The 18,217-nt window shown below is 36.2% G+C and carries 11 protein-coding genes; 10 read left to right on the forward strand and 1 reads right to left on the reverse strand.

Translation table 11 applies throughout. The annotated features are described in order from the left end of the window. Window positions 1–67: 67 nt before the first annotated feature. The 9 genes from ABVM52_RS16835 to ABVM52_RS16875 all read left to right on the forward strand — a co-directional run bounded on the left by ABVM52_RS16835 (window position 68) and on the right by ABVM52_RS16875 (window position 16,291). Window positions 68–4,957: a DNA repair ATPase gene (locus ABVM52_RS16835; protein ID WP_405382236.1), complete on the forward strand. Its 4,890-nt coding sequence runs from the start codon at window positions 68–70 to the stop codon at window positions 4,955–4,957. 94 nt (window positions 4,958–5,051) lie between these two features. Then, on the forward strand, window positions 5,052–5,498 hold the full coding sequence (locus ABVM52_RS16840; RefSeq protein WP_116769051.1) for a KTSC domain-containing protein: 447 nt from the start codon (window positions 5,052–5,054) through the stop codon (window positions 5,496–5,498). Window positions 5,499–5,531: 33 nt separating this feature from the next. Beyond that, window positions 5,532–6,833, forward strand: a complete 1,302-nt coding sequence (locus ABVM52_RS16845) for a DEAD/DEAH box helicase (protein ID WP_405382237.1) — start codon at window positions 5,532–5,534, stop codon at window positions 6,831–6,833. 37 nt (window positions 6,834–6,870) lie between these two features. After that, entirely contained in the window at window positions 6,871–8,421 is a 1,551-nt protein-coding gene (locus ABVM52_RS16850) for an SDR family NAD(P)-dependent oxidoreductase (protein WP_405382238.1), read from the forward strand. A gap of 190 nt (window positions 8,422–8,611) precedes the next feature. Beyond that, window positions 8,612–10,498 (forward strand): hypothetical protein, encoded by a 1,887-nt coding sequence (locus tag ABVM52_RS16855; protein ID WP_405382239.1) that lies wholly within the window; start codon window positions 8,612–8,614, stop codon window positions 10,496–10,498. Window positions 10,499–10,501: 3 nt separating this feature from the next. Then, window positions 10,502–11,335: a DUF2490 domain-containing protein gene (locus ABVM52_RS16860; protein ID WP_405382240.1), complete on the forward strand. Its 834-nt coding sequence runs from the start codon at window positions 10,502–10,504 to the stop codon at window positions 11,333–11,335. 23 nt (window positions 11,336–11,358) lie between these two features. After that, window positions 11,359–12,207, forward strand: a complete 849-nt coding sequence (locus tag ABVM52_RS16865; RefSeq protein ID WP_405382241.1) for an MORN repeat-containing protein — start codon at window positions 11,359–11,361, stop codon at window positions 12,205–12,207. Window positions 12,208–12,383: 176 nt separating this feature from the next. Beyond that, a complete protein-coding gene (locus ABVM52_RS16870; protein ID WP_405382242.1) occupies window positions 12,384–15,374 on the forward strand; it encodes a WD40/YVTN/BNR-like repeat-containing protein in 2,991 nt (996 codons plus the stop codon). Window positions 15,375–15,490: 116 nt separating this feature from the next. Further along, complete coding sequence (locus ABVM52_RS16875; protein WP_405382243.1) at window positions 15,491–16,291, forward strand: DUF1080 domain-containing protein; 801 nt, start codon at window positions 15,491–15,493, stop codon at window positions 16,289–16,291. Between the two features lie 11 nt (window positions 16,292–16,302). Here ABVM52_RS16875 and ABVM52_RS16880 read toward each other — a convergent pair whose 3' ends face one another. Further along, a complete protein-coding gene (locus ABVM52_RS16880) occupies window positions 16,303–17,409 on the reverse strand; it encodes a Gfo/Idh/MocA family protein (RefSeq protein WP_405382244.1) in 1,107 nt (368 codons plus the stop codon). Between the two features lie 183 nt (window positions 17,410–17,592). Between ABVM52_RS16880 and ABVM52_RS16885 the strand changes: the two genes are divergently transcribed. Next, window positions 17,593–18,093, forward strand: a complete 501-nt coding sequence (locus tag ABVM52_RS16885) for a GreA/GreB family elongation factor (protein ID WP_405382245.1) — start codon at window positions 17,593–17,595, stop codon at window positions 18,091–18,093. Window positions 18,094–18,217: the final 124 nt, after the last annotated feature.

The following is an 18,217-nucleotide window of genomic DNA, read 5'->3' on the forward strand; positions in this document are numbered from 1 at the left end:
CACCTTAGTTTTTTATCTATTGTTCACTAGTAAATTAATAATGTAACTCAAAAGCCTAGTTATTTTTATGGCAGAAGAAGCCCAAACAGCAAACACAGAAGAGCATATCTTAGATGGTGGTACTTATGATGTAATTAAAAACCGATTGCAAAAGCAAAAGGAGCAGTTGCAAAGTAAGTTGATACAACTTAATAACGATAGAAAAACCGTTTTTGGCTCGTTAGAAACAAAGCTGATTGCCAATGATAGAATCAATACAGAAAACAATTGCATAGCACGCGATATTGTTTCTTTTGGTAATACCTGTCTGTTTGGGTATAACGTTCATTTTGGTCTTAGAACCGAAATTAACATAAAAGATGTTTTTAGTTGCTACCATTTTGAAGATAATAGTTTTAAGGCAACAGACCTTAGTCTTTTAGAAGATGAAACCTTTAAAACAGATTTTACCAATCTGTATAAATATTACCGTAATACTATTTTTTCCAACTTCGCCATAATTGGTAATTATCTTCACATGGTCTTTCGATTAAGCGATAGCCCAACGGATATAAAAACCTTTAAATGGTTATTGGTCAACAATACTTTAGAGTATGTTGATAATAGAAGTGAACACGAATATAAGTTTCCTGTTCAGCAAGAATTTAAATGGCAAGAGGCAAGTAGAGACATGCATCGTTATGGTGTGCATTCTCACGTTTCCATTAAGGACCGAGTTTTCGTAGAAACTATTGGAGGTGATCTTACCATAAAAATTGAAGATAATACTGAAGAGGGCAAAGGCATATTAGATGAACCTGTTGAATATGTAGACCAGACATTAGATGATGGGCAATACCGTTTTGGAGATTTAGGAAACTTATTGGTTCTAGAAATAAAACCTTTTCAAGAATCACCGCGTTATTTTGTCTTTAACGATAAAATGAAGGAGGTCCAAAAAATAGAATCGATAAAAGATGCCTGTATAGTTCTTCCTGATGACCAAGGAATCATTTTCCCTACTGGTTATTATTTACAAACAGGGGAGTATCACATTTTTGACAATGCTATACCGAATGTAAAGTTTCAGCAAAGAATTGTTTCCCCTAATGGTGAGGATTTTCTGTATGTTTTTTATGCAGCTAATGAAGGACTCTATAATCTCATGTCTTTCAATATCATTAGTCAGGTTATAAAAACACCAATCATTTGTAACGGATTTACCATCTTAGAAAATGGGGAACTCTGCTATTTTAAAACAGAGCAGGAGCAAACAAAGCACCACGTGGTTCAAATTTGGCAAACTCCTTATTTAAAAGGTGATTATATGCCATCTCAGCATGAAGAAACTTTGCTGTACAAAATTGGTAACAAAGATATTGTAAGGGCTATGGCAGAAGTAAACAGCCTAATTACCTTACTGAACAAGAATGATAATTATGCCGATCTCTATAATGATCTAGCGAAGTTTTCTAAAGATATTTTAGATGCCTACTATTGGTTGCCAGAACCGGAAACGCATCAGCTCAACATTCCGTTACAAGAAATAAACAAGGCTTCTAATGCCGCAATAGATGAATTTGAGAAAGTTGTTCAACTTCGTAAAAATGCCCAAAACCAGTCAAAAGAAATTCAAAAGAATTCTAGCGAACTTTTTAATAAAATAAAGAGCACATCATTTAAGAGTATTGATGAATTCGTTGCTCTTTTAACAAGGTTGCGTTCAACCAGAGGCGAGGTCATATCCTTGAAGGAGGTTAGGTACATTGATCTTGAATATCTAAAATCTTTAGAAGAGGAAATTGAGGTACAGACAAAAAAGATTTCTGAGCGCTGTGTGCAGTTTTTATTGAATCCAAATGCTTTACAACCCTATCATGAGGCGTTAGATGAAAAAAAGAAATTTATAGATGGAGTTGAAAAGGTAATTGAAGCTAAGAAAAAGGAGGAAGAAATTAACGAGATCAGTACCGATCTGGAAATGTTGATCGATATAGTATCGAATCTAGAAATTGAAGATACTGGGCATTCTACCAAAATTATTGATGATATATCTTTAATTTTTTCTACCATTAACGAGCTAAAGGCTGCTTTAAAGAACAAAAGAAATTCTTTGGGAATCGCTGAAGCAAAAGCAGAATTTGCCGCTCAGTTAAAATTGATCGATCAAAGTATCATCAACTACATTGATATGGCATCCACTCCAGAAAAGTGCGATGAATATCAAACCAAAACATCTATTCAATTAGAAGAACTTGAGGGAAAATTTACTGATTTTGAGGAGTTTATTGAAATCATTATTGAAAAGAGAGAAGAAGTTTATTCTGCTTTTGATGCCCGAAAAAATTCGTTGATTGAAAAGCGAAATAAAAAATCAAGCGCATTGACCAATGCCTCTAAAAGAATTTTAAAAGGGGTACAAAAGAAAGCGCAAAGTTTTAAGTCTGCTGTCGAAATCAATGGCTACTTTGCATCAGATTTAATGATCAATAAGCTCCGTGACATCATTGCTCAACTTCAAGACTTAGATGATAGCGGTAAAGCTGAAGAGATAGAAACCCAACTTAAGACAGCAAGAGAAGATGCCCTTAGAAAACTTAAGGACAAACTAGACCTTTATGAAGATGGTGACAGTGTTATAAGGTTGGGCAAACACAAATTTGGCGTAAACAAACAACAACTAGACCTTACCATTGTTTTTCATGACAATGAGCTAAACTACCACTTAACGGGTACAGATTTTTACAAAAAACTAAACAATGAGGAGTTTGTAAATAACAGGCATTTATGGAATCAAGAGTATGTATCTGAAACTGATGAAATCTACCGAGGAGCATATTTAGCCTACAAATTGTTTTCCAATTTTAGTGAAGAAGAACTTCTATCTCTTAATGATGAGGAACTTTTGAAAATTGTTCAAGAACAGAGTAGAAATGATTTTTCAGAAGGTTACATAAAGGGTGTTCATGATGTTGATGCATCAAGAATCCTTAAACTATTAGTACATAAGCACCATGAGTTAGGTTTGTTGACCTATAGACCAGAAATTAGGGGTTATGCCCAATTTTTCTGGAATAACCTTAGTGCTGATGTAAAAAATGAATTGGATAAGAGCCTTAAGACGGCAGGCGAAGTTTTACATTATTTTCCTTCATCAAACGAATATGCTTCGGTAGTTCAAAAATTACAGGATTTAGTAGCTGAATTCGCAGAAAAAACCAGTATTTACGACCCGTTATTAAGCGCTGACATTGCTGCTTATCTTTTTGAAGAACTCAGGTCAGATTCTGAGTTTGTATATAGTAGTTTGGCGATACAACTTAAAGAAGATTTTTTAAAGAATCTTAAATCTCGTCAGGCAGATTTAAAATTTAGAAAGAGTATTGAGGAAGTCTCTAGTTTAGAGGACAAGGTGCGTTTAGCAAAACAATGGGTAGCCGCCTACTTAAAAACCACAAAACAAGAGGACTCTGGTGTAGACCTTAAAAGGTATGAACATGAAATTGTTGGCGCTTTATTGTTCAGAGACGAATCTGCCTCTAAAATTAAGGCTGTTTCTCCAAATGAAACGATTAAAGAGTTAAGAGGTTCTCATACTACAATTGATAATGGAACATACTTTTTCAATTATCATGATTTTGTATCAAGAATGAGATTGTTTGCTACCAATGAGGTACCTGCATTTCAAAAATTTAAAAAGACAAAACTTGAAATTACAGAAAAACTTAAAAACGATTTAAAGTTAGAGGAATTTAAGCCTAGGGTACTAACCTCATTTGTACGTAATAAATTAATAGACCAAGTGTACTTTCCCATTTTTGGAAATAATTTGGCAAAACAATTAGGAACAGTTGGTGCAAATAAACGTACGGACAGAATGGGTATGTTACTTTTAATCTCTCCACCAGGTTACGGTAAAACTACGTTGATGGAGTATATTGCCAATAGGTTAGGTTTAATTTTTGTAAAGATTAATGGTCCGGCAATTGGTCATGAAGTAACCAATGTAGATCCAGCTTCTGCCAATAATAGTGCGGCTAGAGAAGAATTAAAAAAACTGAACCTAGCTTTTGAGATGGGTAACAATGTCATGCTTTATCTAGATGATATACAACATTGTAACCCCGAGTTTCTTCAAAAATTTATTTCCTTATCTGATGGTACTCGTAAAATAGAAGGTGTCTACGAGAATGAACCTAAAACCTATGATTTAAGGGGTAAAAAATTCTGTGTGATTATGGCGGGGAACCCGTATACGGAAAGTGGAGAGAAATTTAAGATTCCAGATATGCTGGCCAACCGTGCCGATATTTACAACTTGGGTGATATTATTGGGGAAACGGAACATCTTTTTAGGTTAAGCTTAATTGAAAATTCACTGACAGCAAATCCTATCTTACAGCAATTGGCAAGTAAAGAATTCGAAGATGTATATACCATTGTAAACCAAATAGAATCTAAAACCGATGAAGGTCAATTAAAAGGTAATCACTCTAGTCAAGAAATAGAGGAATACAAAAAGGTTTTGGAAAAAGTGCTAAAAGTTAGAGATGTACTATTAAAGGTTAATGCTACTTATATTAAAAGTGCAGCAATGCAAGACGAATATAGAACAGAACCTGCTTTTAAACTTCAAGGTTCTTATAGGGACATGAATAAATTGGTTGCTCAAATTGTACCTATTATGAATGACAAAGAGCTAAACACCTTATTACGATCTCATTATGAAAACGAAGCGCAGACACTTACAGGTTCGGCAGAAGCCAATTTATTGAAATACAATGAATTAATTGGACAACTTACTACAGATGAAGCAACTAGGTGGTCTGCTATAAAAGAACAGTTTGTAAAAAACAATAAATTAAAAGGTTTTGGCAATGCCAACGAAATGGCGCAGGTACTATCTCAAATGATGGAGTTTTCAGAAAACTTAGCGGGCATTAAGTCGGTATTACAAAACGGACTCAACAAAAATTAGCTCTAAAAAGCATGCTATTTTTCGTTATTTCAAAAAGTTATAGGTAATCGCATTAAAATAAGGCGTAGTTTCGCAGCCGCAAAAAAGCTGTGTTATGAAACGTATCAACGAATACAAGAAACTTTTTGAGGTAGAGAAAGAAATTGATCTTAAAGCCTTAAAAACCAAGTATAGAAACTTGGTTAAAGAATGGCATCCAGACAAATTTCAAGAAGGCGATGAAAAAAAGGAAGAGGCAGAAGTGCAAAGTCGTAGAATAATTGACGGTTACCACTTTCTAGTGAGTATTGCACCCGAAACCAAAGAAGCCAATAAAGAAGAATATGATCAATCTATTTTATCGGGTATCTTGGACTTTCAACATAACGGTCTAGTTTTAGAAATTACTTTTGTTGATGGCGCTACGTATGAGTATTTCGGAGTAACAAAACCTATCTTTCAAAAAATGATCAACGCCAATAAGTTGAACAGATTTGCCAAGAGGAGCATTTTTCCTAATTACTTGTATAGAAAATCTAAACGAGAACTTCAAGAAGCATAGCATACAACTAATTTTAACGCTTAGAATCAACGTATGAAAAATCAAAATGATATTCTTTCAAAATTGAATATTAATGCGTTGAACCCAATGCAAGAATTAGCATTAGAGGCAATTTCGTCATCTGACAATACCATATTGTTATCACCTACGGGTACAGGTAAAACATTGGCGTTTTTATTGCCGGTTATAGATTTGTTAGACCATAACAATCCTGAAGTTCAAGTATTAATTTTGGTTCCTTCTCGTGAGTTGGCAATACAAATTGAGCAAGTATTACGTGATATGGGTACGGGCTTTAAAGTAAATGCTATTTATGGTGGTAGGGCAATGTCGAAAGATAAAATTGAACTAAAGCATACACCAGCCATCTTAATTGGTACACCTGGTAGAATTTTAGATCACTTTATGGCAGACCGCTTTACCAAAGACCATATTAAAACTTTGGTACTAGATGAGTTCGATAAATCTTTGGAAGTTGGTTTTGAAGAGCAAATGATAGAAATTCTGCATGAGTTGCCAAGTCTTAAAAAACGCATTCTGACTTCTGCAACGGAGGGAGTGAAGATTCCAAAGTTTGTGGGTATGGAAAACTCCAAGAAAATTAATTTTCTTAAAAAGGAAATTCCCTCACAACTAACTATCAGTACTGTTTTAGCTAAAGAAAAAGATAAGCTTGCTACTTTGCTACAATTACTCAAGTATATAGGGGAAGAACCTGGTATTGTTTTTTGTAACTATAAGGATAGTATTGAAAACGTCAGTTCTTATTTAGATCAACATGGTATTTTACACGAGTGTTTTTCTGGGGGCATGGAGCAGCGAGACCGTGAACGGGCTCTTATTAAATTCAGAAATGGCAGCAGTAGAATTTTAGTTGCTACCGATTTGGCGGCAAGAGGTATTGATATTACTGAATTAAAGTTCATTGTACATTATGAGCTACCACATCGTATAGAAGAATTTACCCATAGAAACGGCAGAACTGCCCGTGTTAATGAATTAGGTACGGCTTATGTATTAAAATGGGAGAAAGAAAACTTACCGGAATTTATTGAATCGTCAACGCCCACTAACATTGCAAAAAGCAAGGAATTGGGCGATCCGTTTTGGGAAACATTATTTATATCCGGAGGAAGAAAAGATAAGATATCTAAAGGAGATATTGCCGGACTTTTCTTTAAACAAGGAGAATTGAGCAGGGATCAATTGGGAGATATTGAATTAAAACAAGATTGCGCCTTTGTTGCTGTTCCTAAAAAGAAGTCGAACGAACTTATCAACAAATTGAACAATACCAGATTAAAAAAGAAAAAAGTACGTATAACCGTACTTTAGGCATTGTTAATATTTTTGCCCTTATCAAGCAAGTATCATGAAGGAAGAACAACAGTATAAAGAATCGGAAATCGACTTAAACGAGATTGAAAGTTGTATTGAAACATTAAATCGTTTGGTAAATAATACCAACGAGATTTTTGAAATTCCAGAAGATAGACGAATTGCTTTAATTAAAGCTGCAGGTCAACTTTCACGCCCAAGCAAGCAAGAGTTTGCCAAACGGGTAAAAGATGCAAAACGTAATGAAAAGCGAAAGCAAGCTGTTCGCGATAAACATGCCCGTAAAGAGACCGGTATTCGTAGTGCACGTGAAGCTCATGTATTTGTTGCCCCTAAACTATTACCAGCCGCAGAATTGGCAAGCAAAGATTTGCCAGAACTTACAACACCTCGCAACTGTTATGTATGTAAGGCAGAGTTTACCAAACTGCACCACTTTTATGACACCATGTGTACCGATTGTGGAGATTTCAATTATGCCAAAAGATTTCAAAATGCCAATGTAAAAGGTCAAGTAGCCGTTATCACCGGTTCACGTTTAAAAATTGGCTATCATATCACTTTAATGTTGCTTCGTGGTGGTGCAACGGTTATTGCAACCACACGCTTCCCTGTTGATTCTGCCCTTCGTTTTTCCAAGGAGGAAGATTTTATGGAGTGGGGGCACCGACTAAAAATTCACGGGTTAGACCTCCGCCATATTCCAAGTGTGGAGATCTTCTGTAATTTTGTAGAACAGCAATATGACAAGTTGGATATTCTGATCAATAACGCTGCACAAACAGTGCGTAGACCTGCGGGATTCTACCATCACTTAATGGAGAATGAGGAACGCGAATTTTCTTCACTACCCAAGTTTGCACAAATGGTGCTGAGTGATCATGAAAGTTGTTTAGAAGAGTTAAAAACATTTAGCTCTAAAGCTTCGCCTAATCAAAATATGCCTGTAACATGGCACGGACCCGAACCTGGTATAGGTTTACGCGCTTCTGCAAAATTATCTCAGATACCCTATAGTTTTGACAATGCTCTAGTAGCGCAAGAGGTATTTCCTACTGGTGAACTCGATGCCGATTTACAACAAGTTGATTTACGCAAAACCAATAGTTGGCGTTTAAAATTAGGCGAAATTGAGACCACTGAAATGATCGAAGTTCAATTGGTAAATTCCGTGGCACCATTTGTACTTTGTAATCGTTTGGCCGAAATGATGAAAAAAGAAAACACGGGTCAAAAGCATATTATTAACGTAACAGCGATGGAAGGTAAATTCCACCGTTTCTTTAAAGAATCTCGTCATCCGCATACCAATATGGCGAAAGCCGCACTAAATATGTTAACACATACCGCAGCAGGTGAACTTGCTAAGGATGGTATTTTTATGAATGCCGTTGATACGGGTTGGGTAACCGATGAAGATCCTGCAGAATTGGCTAAGAAAAAGCAAGAAGTACACGATTTTCAGCCTCCTTTAGATATTGTTGATGGTGCAGCCAGAGTTATGGACCCGTTATTTGACGGTATAAATACCGGTAAGCATTGGTGTGGTAAATTCTTAAAGGATTACTTCCCAATTGATTGGTAATACCACAAAGATTTACAGCTTTTATTGCTTGATTCTGAATAGATTAAAAACTTTTAATAAAAAGTTAAAAATCGTAGCGTTCTAATTTACTAGTCTAAATCTATTTTCGTTTTTTTGCGGCATGATTAGGCTAACTATCAACCCATTACTATTTTTTATTGTATGCTGTTGTTTCAGTATTTCAAATTCGTTGTACGCCCAAGAGGTGGAAACCTATAACGGACCTTTACAAATTGGTAAGTATAACGGTAAGGCGACGTATACTTATAAAGTTGTTGAAAACGATACTGTTTTGGACGGAGACTTTTTAGTGCTTCGCTCCAACCTTCAAGAACTGCTACAAAAACAAGATTATTCTTTTCAATTTAAAGGTAGTTTTGTTGATGGAATACCTGACGGACCTTGGAAATTCCAGTTTGGGGAATTCAATTCTAAAAGTCAGTCTGAAGTAATAGATTATCAATATCGTGTGTTGGTAAGTGGTATTCAAAAATCATCTGTCGGAAAAATTAAAATGGGAAACCCTCATGGTGAGTGGACTATTTTAAAAGAGCAGATCGAAGATTCAGAAATTTCTAAAACATTGTTTAAAAGTGTTATTTCATTTGATAACGGAGTACCACAACAAAACTTCAGCATCAATAATGATAATTATACCTTGGTAGGTAGATTTTTAAGGGATGGTGTAGCACATGACGAGTGGTCACTTTTTCCTTCTAACGGAATCGACCAATCTGAAAGTTGGTATTTTAATGACGGACTTCTGCAGCATATTCGGGTAGATGATGATAATGATCACAAAACCATTACCGCTTTCAAAGGTTTTACTGGTGAAACTAAAACCATAAATCTAGATGCTGCCTATATCGCCGCTTTAGATATTCAATTTTCCAAAGAAGATGTTGAAACCCTTCACCAAAACAACCTTCCAAAACTACTAAAACAAAACGCACAACGTTACCAAGAAATTGATGCTATTCTATCTGAATTGGGTAAATCTGACTTTCTTCCTGAGTTTAAGGTTAAAGTACCCTACTATCCGTTAGATTCGTTGGAAACGGTACAAGTAGATAGTGTTGTATTCTATTATAAAAAAGCAAAGGAGTTAAGTGAATCCATCCTTCATAATTCTCAATTAAATATTCTAAAATTATCAGATAAAAACACTGCATATCAATATAATACAGTACTTCAAATAAAGAAGGATTTTCTAGCACCTATTGAAGAAATTGTAAGGTATGATTCATTATCAATTTTAGAATACACTTCTCGCAAGCAATTACTGGATCATGTATTTACCGGCGGCTTACCAAACCCTGAAATGGACATTGCAATTGTTATCGATAGTGTAGCAAGTTCCAAACCATATAGTATATCAACCACAGTAACATCTTCTAAAAATGCCCCTGTAATTCATCAAATTGAAACAGTTGCCAAAATGGGTTATGACGGTGTACTAGCTATTGCAAACGAAGTCAAAGAAACCTTAGCACAAGAAAAAAGACAGAACGAATTAGCCAACCTTGAAGAAGAAATTATTGTTCAAAACGATTCTTTGGTCATGCTCATTGATTCCGTTAGAACTAATATTCCTTTGAACTATTCCAACTCGTTAAAGCAAATTAAAACATTTGCGAACGCCACTTTGAATAGTTATTCTAAAGTAAAATCTGCTCAAGACAAGTTAATATCGGCTAGAAACACCGTGGCATGCCTTAAAAATTTAAATGAACTGTCCGTTACGGTATCTAAAATGCCCCAATTTAAAAGAACCATTCAAGAAACCTATACTGATCGTATTTGGAATCCGTTTATGGCAACTTTAATGGATGAGGATATAAAAAAGCGAATAACATCGGCCTATACAAAACTATTGGAACCCTATTTCTTAAAGCAAATAAAGGATTCGCTCACCTGTGAAAATATAAGTGCACTAAATGGCAACATAACAGAAACGTACCATACTGTGCTAATGCTTAAAGACAAGGATACCAAAAAACTGGAACGGAGACTAAAAAGGGAAAAAAATCCCTTGGCCATTTTAGAACTGTTGAATGTACAAAACACAAAGCAATAGCCTATGAAAACGTTTGGTACATATATATTTCGATTTTTATTTTTGCTTTGCTTTTTAACAGCTTTTATAGGGGTTTCACAAGAAGAGGAGCCTGAGATTTTACCTGAATATTCTAAATATAAAGATCTTACTACAAAAACTTGGATCAACACCTATGGTAACATACGAATAGGTAAACGCTTGTTTTGGGATGCACAAACCCATCTTAGACTAGCCGAAACAGAAGATACGCCTTTTGTGGGGCAGGTTGCACAAGTGTATAACCGGCATGCCATTGGCTATATACATTCAAAATATTTTAATTTACGTTTGGGTGGTGTCCTCCGTTTAAATTTCAATACCGACGAGTCTTCTACCGATCGTAATCTAGTGCCAGAATGGCGAATTTGGCACCAATATCAATTTGCACAAGCTTTGGAGAGTATGATGATCTATCACCGTATTCGTATAGAGCATAGATGGACACAAGGTTTTGCCGAGAATAGCGAGTATATTTTTAGGAATAGATGGCGCTACATGTTCCGTATGAAAATACCATTGAACAATCATAAGTTAAAGCCAAAAACATTGTACGTAGCTCCAGAAGCAGAGCTGATTATGCAAAGTGGTAAAGCTGTGGTTGCAAGTCCAATGGAAGATTTGCGACTTACCACTACATTAGGCTACATTTTAACCCCAAGGTTAACCGTAGCGGCAGGGGCTATGTATTCTCAAGGTCAAGACTTAGCCAATGGAGGAAATTACAAGCACAGCTGGGCCATGCGGTTTCACGTATATTTCTCTCCAGATTTTAGAAAGGTTAAAAACAAACTTCCAGAAATTCATTTAACGGACTAGCCAAGTACCGAAAATAAAAGAATATGAAGAAAAAAGAGATTACACTTTACGGTTTGCTTGCCATACTTTCTATTTTGGTCATTTATTTTGGGATAAAATCAAATTCGCTACAGAAAGAAATAGGGGAGAGTAGTAAGGTAAAAGAGGAATTAGATGTATTGGTCACTGGTAATAAAGAATTAATAGCCATTGATTCCGTATTAATTGAAGGTGACTATAACAAAGCAATAGCATCATACAATTCTACGCTTGAAAATCATGAAGAACTAAATTCCGTTATCCCCTTACGTATTGCCTTAGCGGAAAAACTAAGACAAAATGAAATTCAATCTATTTCAATTACCGATAATAAATCTATTTCAAAAGATTCAACCAATATAGCACCTAGTATTCAAAATGAATTACGAAGCATAGATTCTTTGAATTTTGCTTTAGAAAAAGCTCGTGTTCAATTAACTAATATGCGCAAGCAGTTGAACAATAAATCCTTTGGCGAATACTTAAGTTTTACTACTAAAAAAGGGACTGCCTTGCATTACGTTGGCCAGGTAAAAAATAACATGGCCAATGGTCTGGGAATTGCCGTTCTAGAAACCGGTAGTAGATATGAAGGAGAATGGAAAGATAATGAACGTAATGGTCAGGGTACCTTTTACTGGTCAGACGGAGAATACTATATTGGAAGCTATAAAAATGATATGCGCAGTGGAGAAGGAACGTATTTTTGGCCCAATGGCGAAAAATACAAAGGACAGTGGAAAAACGACAAGCGCAATGGCAAGGGTATTTTCCATAAGAAAGAAGGCTCTGTGATAAGTGGTGTTTGGGAAGATGATAAGCTAATAGAGACAGATAAATTGAATAAGAAGTAATAATAAGACATATAAAACCACAACACATGTTGGTTTTTAATTCTTTAACGATACAGGTGTGTTATTATTGATTTCAGTTTGCCAAATTGAGAAATTAACAAAAATGTACCCCCCTATATGATTTACGTTTTGGTTTAAGTAACTTTAGGTTTTAACCAACCTATCTCTAAACTAAAATGAAAACGCTATTTCGTTTCCTTACCACAGTATCATTTATTCTAATTTCAACAACACTCTTATCTCAAGACTTTTCGGCATTTCAATATAGAACTATTGGTCCACTTAGGGGTGGGCGTGTAACTACGGTAACCGGAACTCCCGTTTTACCTGGAACTTTTTATCTTGGCGCCTCTGGTGCGGGAGTATGGAAAACCGAAGATTATGGTACTACTTGGAACAATGTATCCGATGGTTTTTTTGACACTCCTTCAATAGGTGCTATTGAAGTTGCCGTAAATGACCCTAACATCGTCTATGTTGGTACGGGCTCTGATGGGTTACGAAGCAATATTATTAGTGGAAAAGGAATGTACAAATCCATTGACGGTGGTAAGACATGGAGCCATATCGGCTTAAAAAATGCCGGACAGATCGGGGCCGTGGAAATTGACCCTACAAATAGCAATATTGTTTGGGTTGCTGCAATTGGTAATGCATTTAAGGCAAATGAAGAGCGTGGTATTTATAAAACAATAGATGGTGGTGCCACTTGGTCAAAAATGCTACACATATCAAACACCACAGGCTTTGCCGACTTGGAATTATTACCTGGCAACCCTAATATAGTATATGCAGCCGCATGGAAAGCCCAGCGTACACCGTGGACCATAATTTCTGGTGGAGAAAATAAGGAAGGCGGAATTTATAAATCCGTCAACGGTGGTAAAGATTGGATAAAATTAGAGAATGGTTTACCAAAAGGCTTGATCGGTAAAATAGATTTGGCGGTTTCTGCGGTAGACTCTAGCATACTCTACGCAATTATTGAAGCTCCTGGTGATGAAGGTGGTGTATATAAATCTGTTGACCAAGGTACATCCTTTGTGCAGACTTCAAGTAACAAAGGGCTAGTAAACAGACCTTTTTATTATACCAATATTGAACTGGATCCTACCAATCCAGATATTGTATATTCCAATGCCAACCCCTTATTAAAATCTACCGATGGCGGAAAATCATGGACAAGGATGTCCGTACCCCATGGTGATAATCATGATATATGGTTAAACCCCAACAACCCAGATTTACTTATACAATGTAATGATGGTGGTGCCAATGTATCACACAACGGTGGTAAAACTTGGTCCTCACAATTTAATCAACCTACAGCAGAAATTTACCAAGTTGCCGTAGACGACCAATATCCATATTGGGTATATGGCGCACAGCAAGACAATACTACCATTGCCATACCTAGTGCGGCACCTAGTGCCACCTCACCACAAGGAACACAAGTTATGATTGATGTTGGAGGGTGTGAGACCGGACCAACAATACCTAAACCGGGTAACCATAATATCGTTTACAATAACTGTAAGGGACGTTTTAGTGTTTACAACAAAATTACGGGAGTTGGTAGGGAGTACTCAATTGGAGCATCCAATATCTATGGACACAATCCAAAAGACCTAAAATATAGATTTCAACGTGTTGCACCGGTTCATGTTTCGCCACATGACCCAGATGTTGTATATATGGGCTCTCAATTTGTGCATAAAACTAGGAACGACGGAGTTATTTGGGAAACAATTTCTCCAGATTTAACTGCTTTTGAAGCGGATAAACAAGTAAATTCCGGTAGTCCTATAACTAGGGATATTACCGGTGAAGAGTATTACAGCACCTTATATTCCATACGGGAGTCCAAAATTCAAAAAGATTTAATCTGGACAGGTTCCAATGACGGTGTAGTTTCGTTAACGCAAGATGGTGGGCAAACTTGGACGACCGTTACACCTAAAAATTTACCGAAAGGGGGTAGGGTAGAGTCCATAGAACCATCGCAGTTTGATCCCGCTAAAGCATATATTTCTGTAGATAGACACCTTTTAGGAGATACCACTCCATATTTCTATAAAACGGAAGATTATGGTAAAACTTGGGAGTTATTGACAAGTGAAATTCCGTCTGACTATACCAGTAAAGTATTACGCGAAGACCCGATAAGAGAAGGTTTACTATATGCAGGTACGGAATATGGTATGTTTGTATCGATAAACGATGGTGAAAATTGGAAACCATTTCAACAGAATTTACCCGTAACACCAATAACCGATGTAATACTATTTAGAGGCGATTTAATTTTAAGTACGATGGGACGCGGTTTTTGGGTGCTTGACAATATTACAACGCTAAGAGATAGTGCTATTACATCGCTAAATGATACTCCTGTATTGTTTCAACCGGATACTACAATACGATATAGAACGCCTAGAAGGTCTAGAGACTTTCCAAATTATCCTGAAACGGGTGTAATCATCGATTATTACCTACCTAAATCATTTAAAAATGAGGTAAAATTGGAAATACTTGATGCTAACAAGCAAACAATAACAAGTATTTTGAGTGATAGTACCAAAACTACATCTACAAAGGAAAATGTGGAAAATATGGCCCTTAGCATGTCATTTAGCTACTTTGACAATACCCTGGAAACTGAAAAAGGTATAAACAGATTTCAATGGAATATGCGACAAAAAGGCGCTTGGGACCATAGAGAATCTAGACGTTATAAAAACGGACCCATGGTTCCTCCAGGAAACTATACCGCAAAACTAACGGTAGGAAACAAAACTTTTGAACAGCCTTTCAAAATTCAAATAGATCCACGCTTAGCTAAAGAAGGTATAGATGAAACGATTATAGCGAATCATATCGCCTTTGAAAATAAAGTGTTGAATTTATTGACCGAAGCCCGCAAATTTCAGTCGGACCTAGAAACGGAAATCAAAAAAAGTAAGGGCGGTAGAAAACAGTCTTTAGAAACTGTTTTAAAGACTATTAAAAATGATGACGGTGCCTATCCGCAGCAAATGTTGGTTCCACAAATTGCGTATTTATCCTATATCGTTGGTGATGCGGATAAAATTATAGGTAAGGATATGAAAGAGCGGTATACGGAACTAGTAGCGGCACTCAAAAAATTAAAAGTAGAGGCCAATATTTAATTCAATTGCAAAGGTATATAGTAAGGTATGTGTAAAAGCATACCTTTTTTTGTTACTTTTAATTATAAGGAATACAAGACATTACTATGATTTTAAAAAGCATACGTTCAATTAGTATGGCATTTACAATGTGCCTATTACTTTTTACTTCTTGCAATACCAAGAAAAAAAATAATAATAAAGATCAAACCTATACGGTCACCGAAAAAACCTCGCCCAAATGGGTTTCATTGTTCAATGGTACGGATTTGACCGGGTGGACCATTAAAATACCCGGACATCCCTTGGGAGAGAATTTTGGCAATACGTTACGCGTAGAAGACAGCATTCTTAAAATACGTTATGATGCCTACGGACCGGAATTCAACAACCGTTTTGGAACGGTATATTATGATAAACATTTTACGGACTATAGACTTAAAGTCACCTATAGATTTGTTGGTGAAACAGCCCCAGGAGCACCATCTTGGGGATATCGGGATAGTGGAATTCAATTTCATGGTCAACCCCCTGCAACTCAAAAAATGGATCAAGCATTTCCGGTGTGTTTAGAATATAATTTTCATGGAGGAAATGGCAAAGAAGACAGACCCTTGGGTGCTGCTTGTACCAACGGAATGTTCATAGAACATAAAGGAGCTCAAAATACTACTACATGTATTCCTGCGGATGTTCCTAAAACGTTTCATGGTGATCAATGGGTCACGGCAGAAATTGACGTTAATAATGGGGAAATTGTTCATTATGTAAATGGCGAGGAAATATTAAGATATGCCAATCCCACTTATAACCCTGAAAATGAAACGGCCAAATCATTAATGAACGGTGATGATACAAAAGTAAAAGGTGGCTATATTTCCTTACAGTCCAACAGCCACCCAATAGATTTTAAAACCATAGAAATTATGGAATATTAAAACAATGTTTGCTATAACATGACTTTATCACCTGTCTTGGCGGCTTTAAAAATGGCATCTATTATTTTCATATCCTTAACTCCTTCTTCTCCGTCTACAGGAACAATAGGTGCTGTGCCATTATAAATAATGGCAGCCATTCCATCCATCTGTAATGTTTGATGGGTCATGTGCGGTTGTGTTAAAGGTCCTTCATGTGTTTTTCCTTCTATAGGTCCATAACCAGTAGATGGTTTCATCTCCACAAATCCTTTGCTACCGGTCATAAAAAACCGGTCTAGATGGTTCATATTATATGTACTTAAACAGTTTGCAACTGCACCGCTAGGAAATCCCATTTGAAACTGTATGGTCTCGTCTATGCCTTCTTTAAATTTTTCCGGATTGGTTTTGGTTTCCTGTGCGGTTACCCAAATAGGCTCTTCTCCCAACATATATCTGGCGCCGTTAATGGAATAAATACCAATATCCATCATTGCCCCACCACCAGATAATTCTTTATCCAGTCTCCATTGGTTGGGGTCACCTATAGTGAAACCAGATTGTCCTTGAAAGAATTTAACGTCTCCAAACTTACCTTCTTTACGCATTTTAATAACTGCAACGGTTTTAGGCTCAAAATGCATTCTATAGCCGATCAACAATTTAACGTTGGCCGCTTTACAAGCATCTACCATTTCTTGTCCTTCTTGGGCATTTACACCCATAGGCTTTTCACAGATAACATGTTTTCCAGCTTTGGCAACACGTATACTCTGGTCTTTATGTAATCCGTTTGGGGTAATGACGTATACCGCATCTATATCGGCATTATCTTTTATGGCATCAAAATTTTCATAGTTGTAACAGTTCTTTTCTGGTATACCATATTTAGATTGCCATTTTTTAATCTTAGATGGGGTACCGCTAATTACACCCACCAACTTGGCCCTTTTACAGGCCTGCATAGCTTCTGCAACCCTTGTACCGTAACTTCCCAACCCCATAATGGCAACTTTTAGTACCGGGCCCTCACAGGGCTCTTCAGAAGCTGCAAATAAGTTAACAGGACTATATAGTAAAGGTAGGGCTACAGAGGTAGCCGTAATTTTTTCTAAAAATTTTCTTCTAGTGCTCATGGTTTTAAATTTTGTTGTTAAGTAAAGTGAATTTAAATATAGCAATTCTACCCATGTAATAAAGGTTCTTCCTAAAACATATAACAATTAAATAGCAGTACGTTAATTGATTAGAGTAAAAATACTAGCAATGCCATTACAATTAATAGCCAGCAAACGGTATGTTGTATTAAAACGATATTTATGAGTAGAGGTTTTGTTAGGGAAGAGGATCAAGAAGAAATACCTATGGTACCGCCAAGAGCACATTTACCTAATGGTGCCATAAATTATGTAACCCCAAATGGGTACCTAGAACTACAAACAGAGAAAAAAGCGTTGATAAATGAAATTGAACAACTAGAAATATCCGATGAAAAAGAACGCAGGATAATGGTCAATTTCATCAATGCTAAACTTGGACTTTTAAACGAGCGTATAGCCAGTGCCAAATTAATCGACTTTAAGGACCAAATTTTGGACACTGTACGTTTTGGAGCAAAAGTTTCGGTTAAAATTAATGAAAGTAAAACGGTCAATAGCTACCAAATAGTTGGTGTGGACGAAAGTAATATAGCAATCAACAAAATTTCATATGTATCACCCATAGCAAAAATGTTGAACGGTAAAAAAGTAGGGGACACTGTTATTTTACAATTGGCCAAGGAGCAACGCCAATTTAAGATAGTAGCCATCACATATTAATTACATCACACCAAAAAATTAAAATTCGCATAGATACAATTCTATTAGTAATTTAAAATCCAAGGCTACATTTCATAGTCTTTTACAACAGCTCATCAACTTAAAATTTAAGTAAATTATTTAT

It is taken from the genome of Maribacter sp. LLG6340-A2, assembly GCF_045057105.1.
Classification (GTDB): Bacteria; Bacteroidota; Bacteroidia; order Flavobacteriales; family Flavobacteriaceae; genus Maribacter.

Excerpts from the sequence above, each read along its gene's own strand:
- ABVM52_RS16835 (WP_405382236.1), top strand. The coding sequence starts at position 68 with ATGGCAGAAGAAGCCCAAACAGCAAACACAGAAGAGCATATCTTAGAT.
- ABVM52_RS16840 (WP_116769051.1), top strand. The coding sequence starts at position 5,052 with ATGAAACGTATCAACGAATACAAGAAACTTTTTGAGGTAGAGAAAGAA.
- ABVM52_RS16845 (WP_405382237.1), top strand. The coding sequence starts at position 5,532 with ATGAAAAATCAAAATGATATTCTTTCAAAATTGAATATTAATGCGTTG.
- ABVM52_RS16850 (WP_405382238.1), top strand. The coding sequence starts at position 6,871 with ATGAAGGAAGAACAACAGTATAAAGAATCGGAAATCGACTTAAACGAG.
- ABVM52_RS16860 (WP_405382240.1), top strand. The coding sequence starts at position 10,502 with ATGAAAACGTTTGGTACATATATATTTCGATTTTTATTTTTGCTTTGC.
- ABVM52_RS16865 (WP_405382241.1), top strand. The coding sequence starts at position 11,359 with ATGAAGAAAAAAGAGATTACACTTTACGGTTTGCTTGCCATACTTTCT.
- ABVM52_RS16870 (WP_405382242.1), top strand. The coding sequence starts at position 12,384 with ATGAAAACGCTATTTCGTTTCCTTACCACAGTATCATTTATTCTAATT.
- ABVM52_RS16875 (WP_405382243.1), top strand. The coding sequence starts at position 15,491 with ATGGCATTTACAATGTGCCTATTACTTTTTACTTCTTGCAATACCAAG.
- ABVM52_RS16880 (WP_405382244.1), bottom strand. The coding sequence starts at position 17,409 with ATGAGCACTAGAAGAAAATTTTTAGAAAAAATTACGGCTACCTCTGTA.
- ABVM52_RS16885 (WP_405382245.1), top strand. The coding sequence starts at position 17,593 with ATGAGTAGAGGTTTTGTTAGGGAAGAGGATCAAGAAGAAATACCTATG.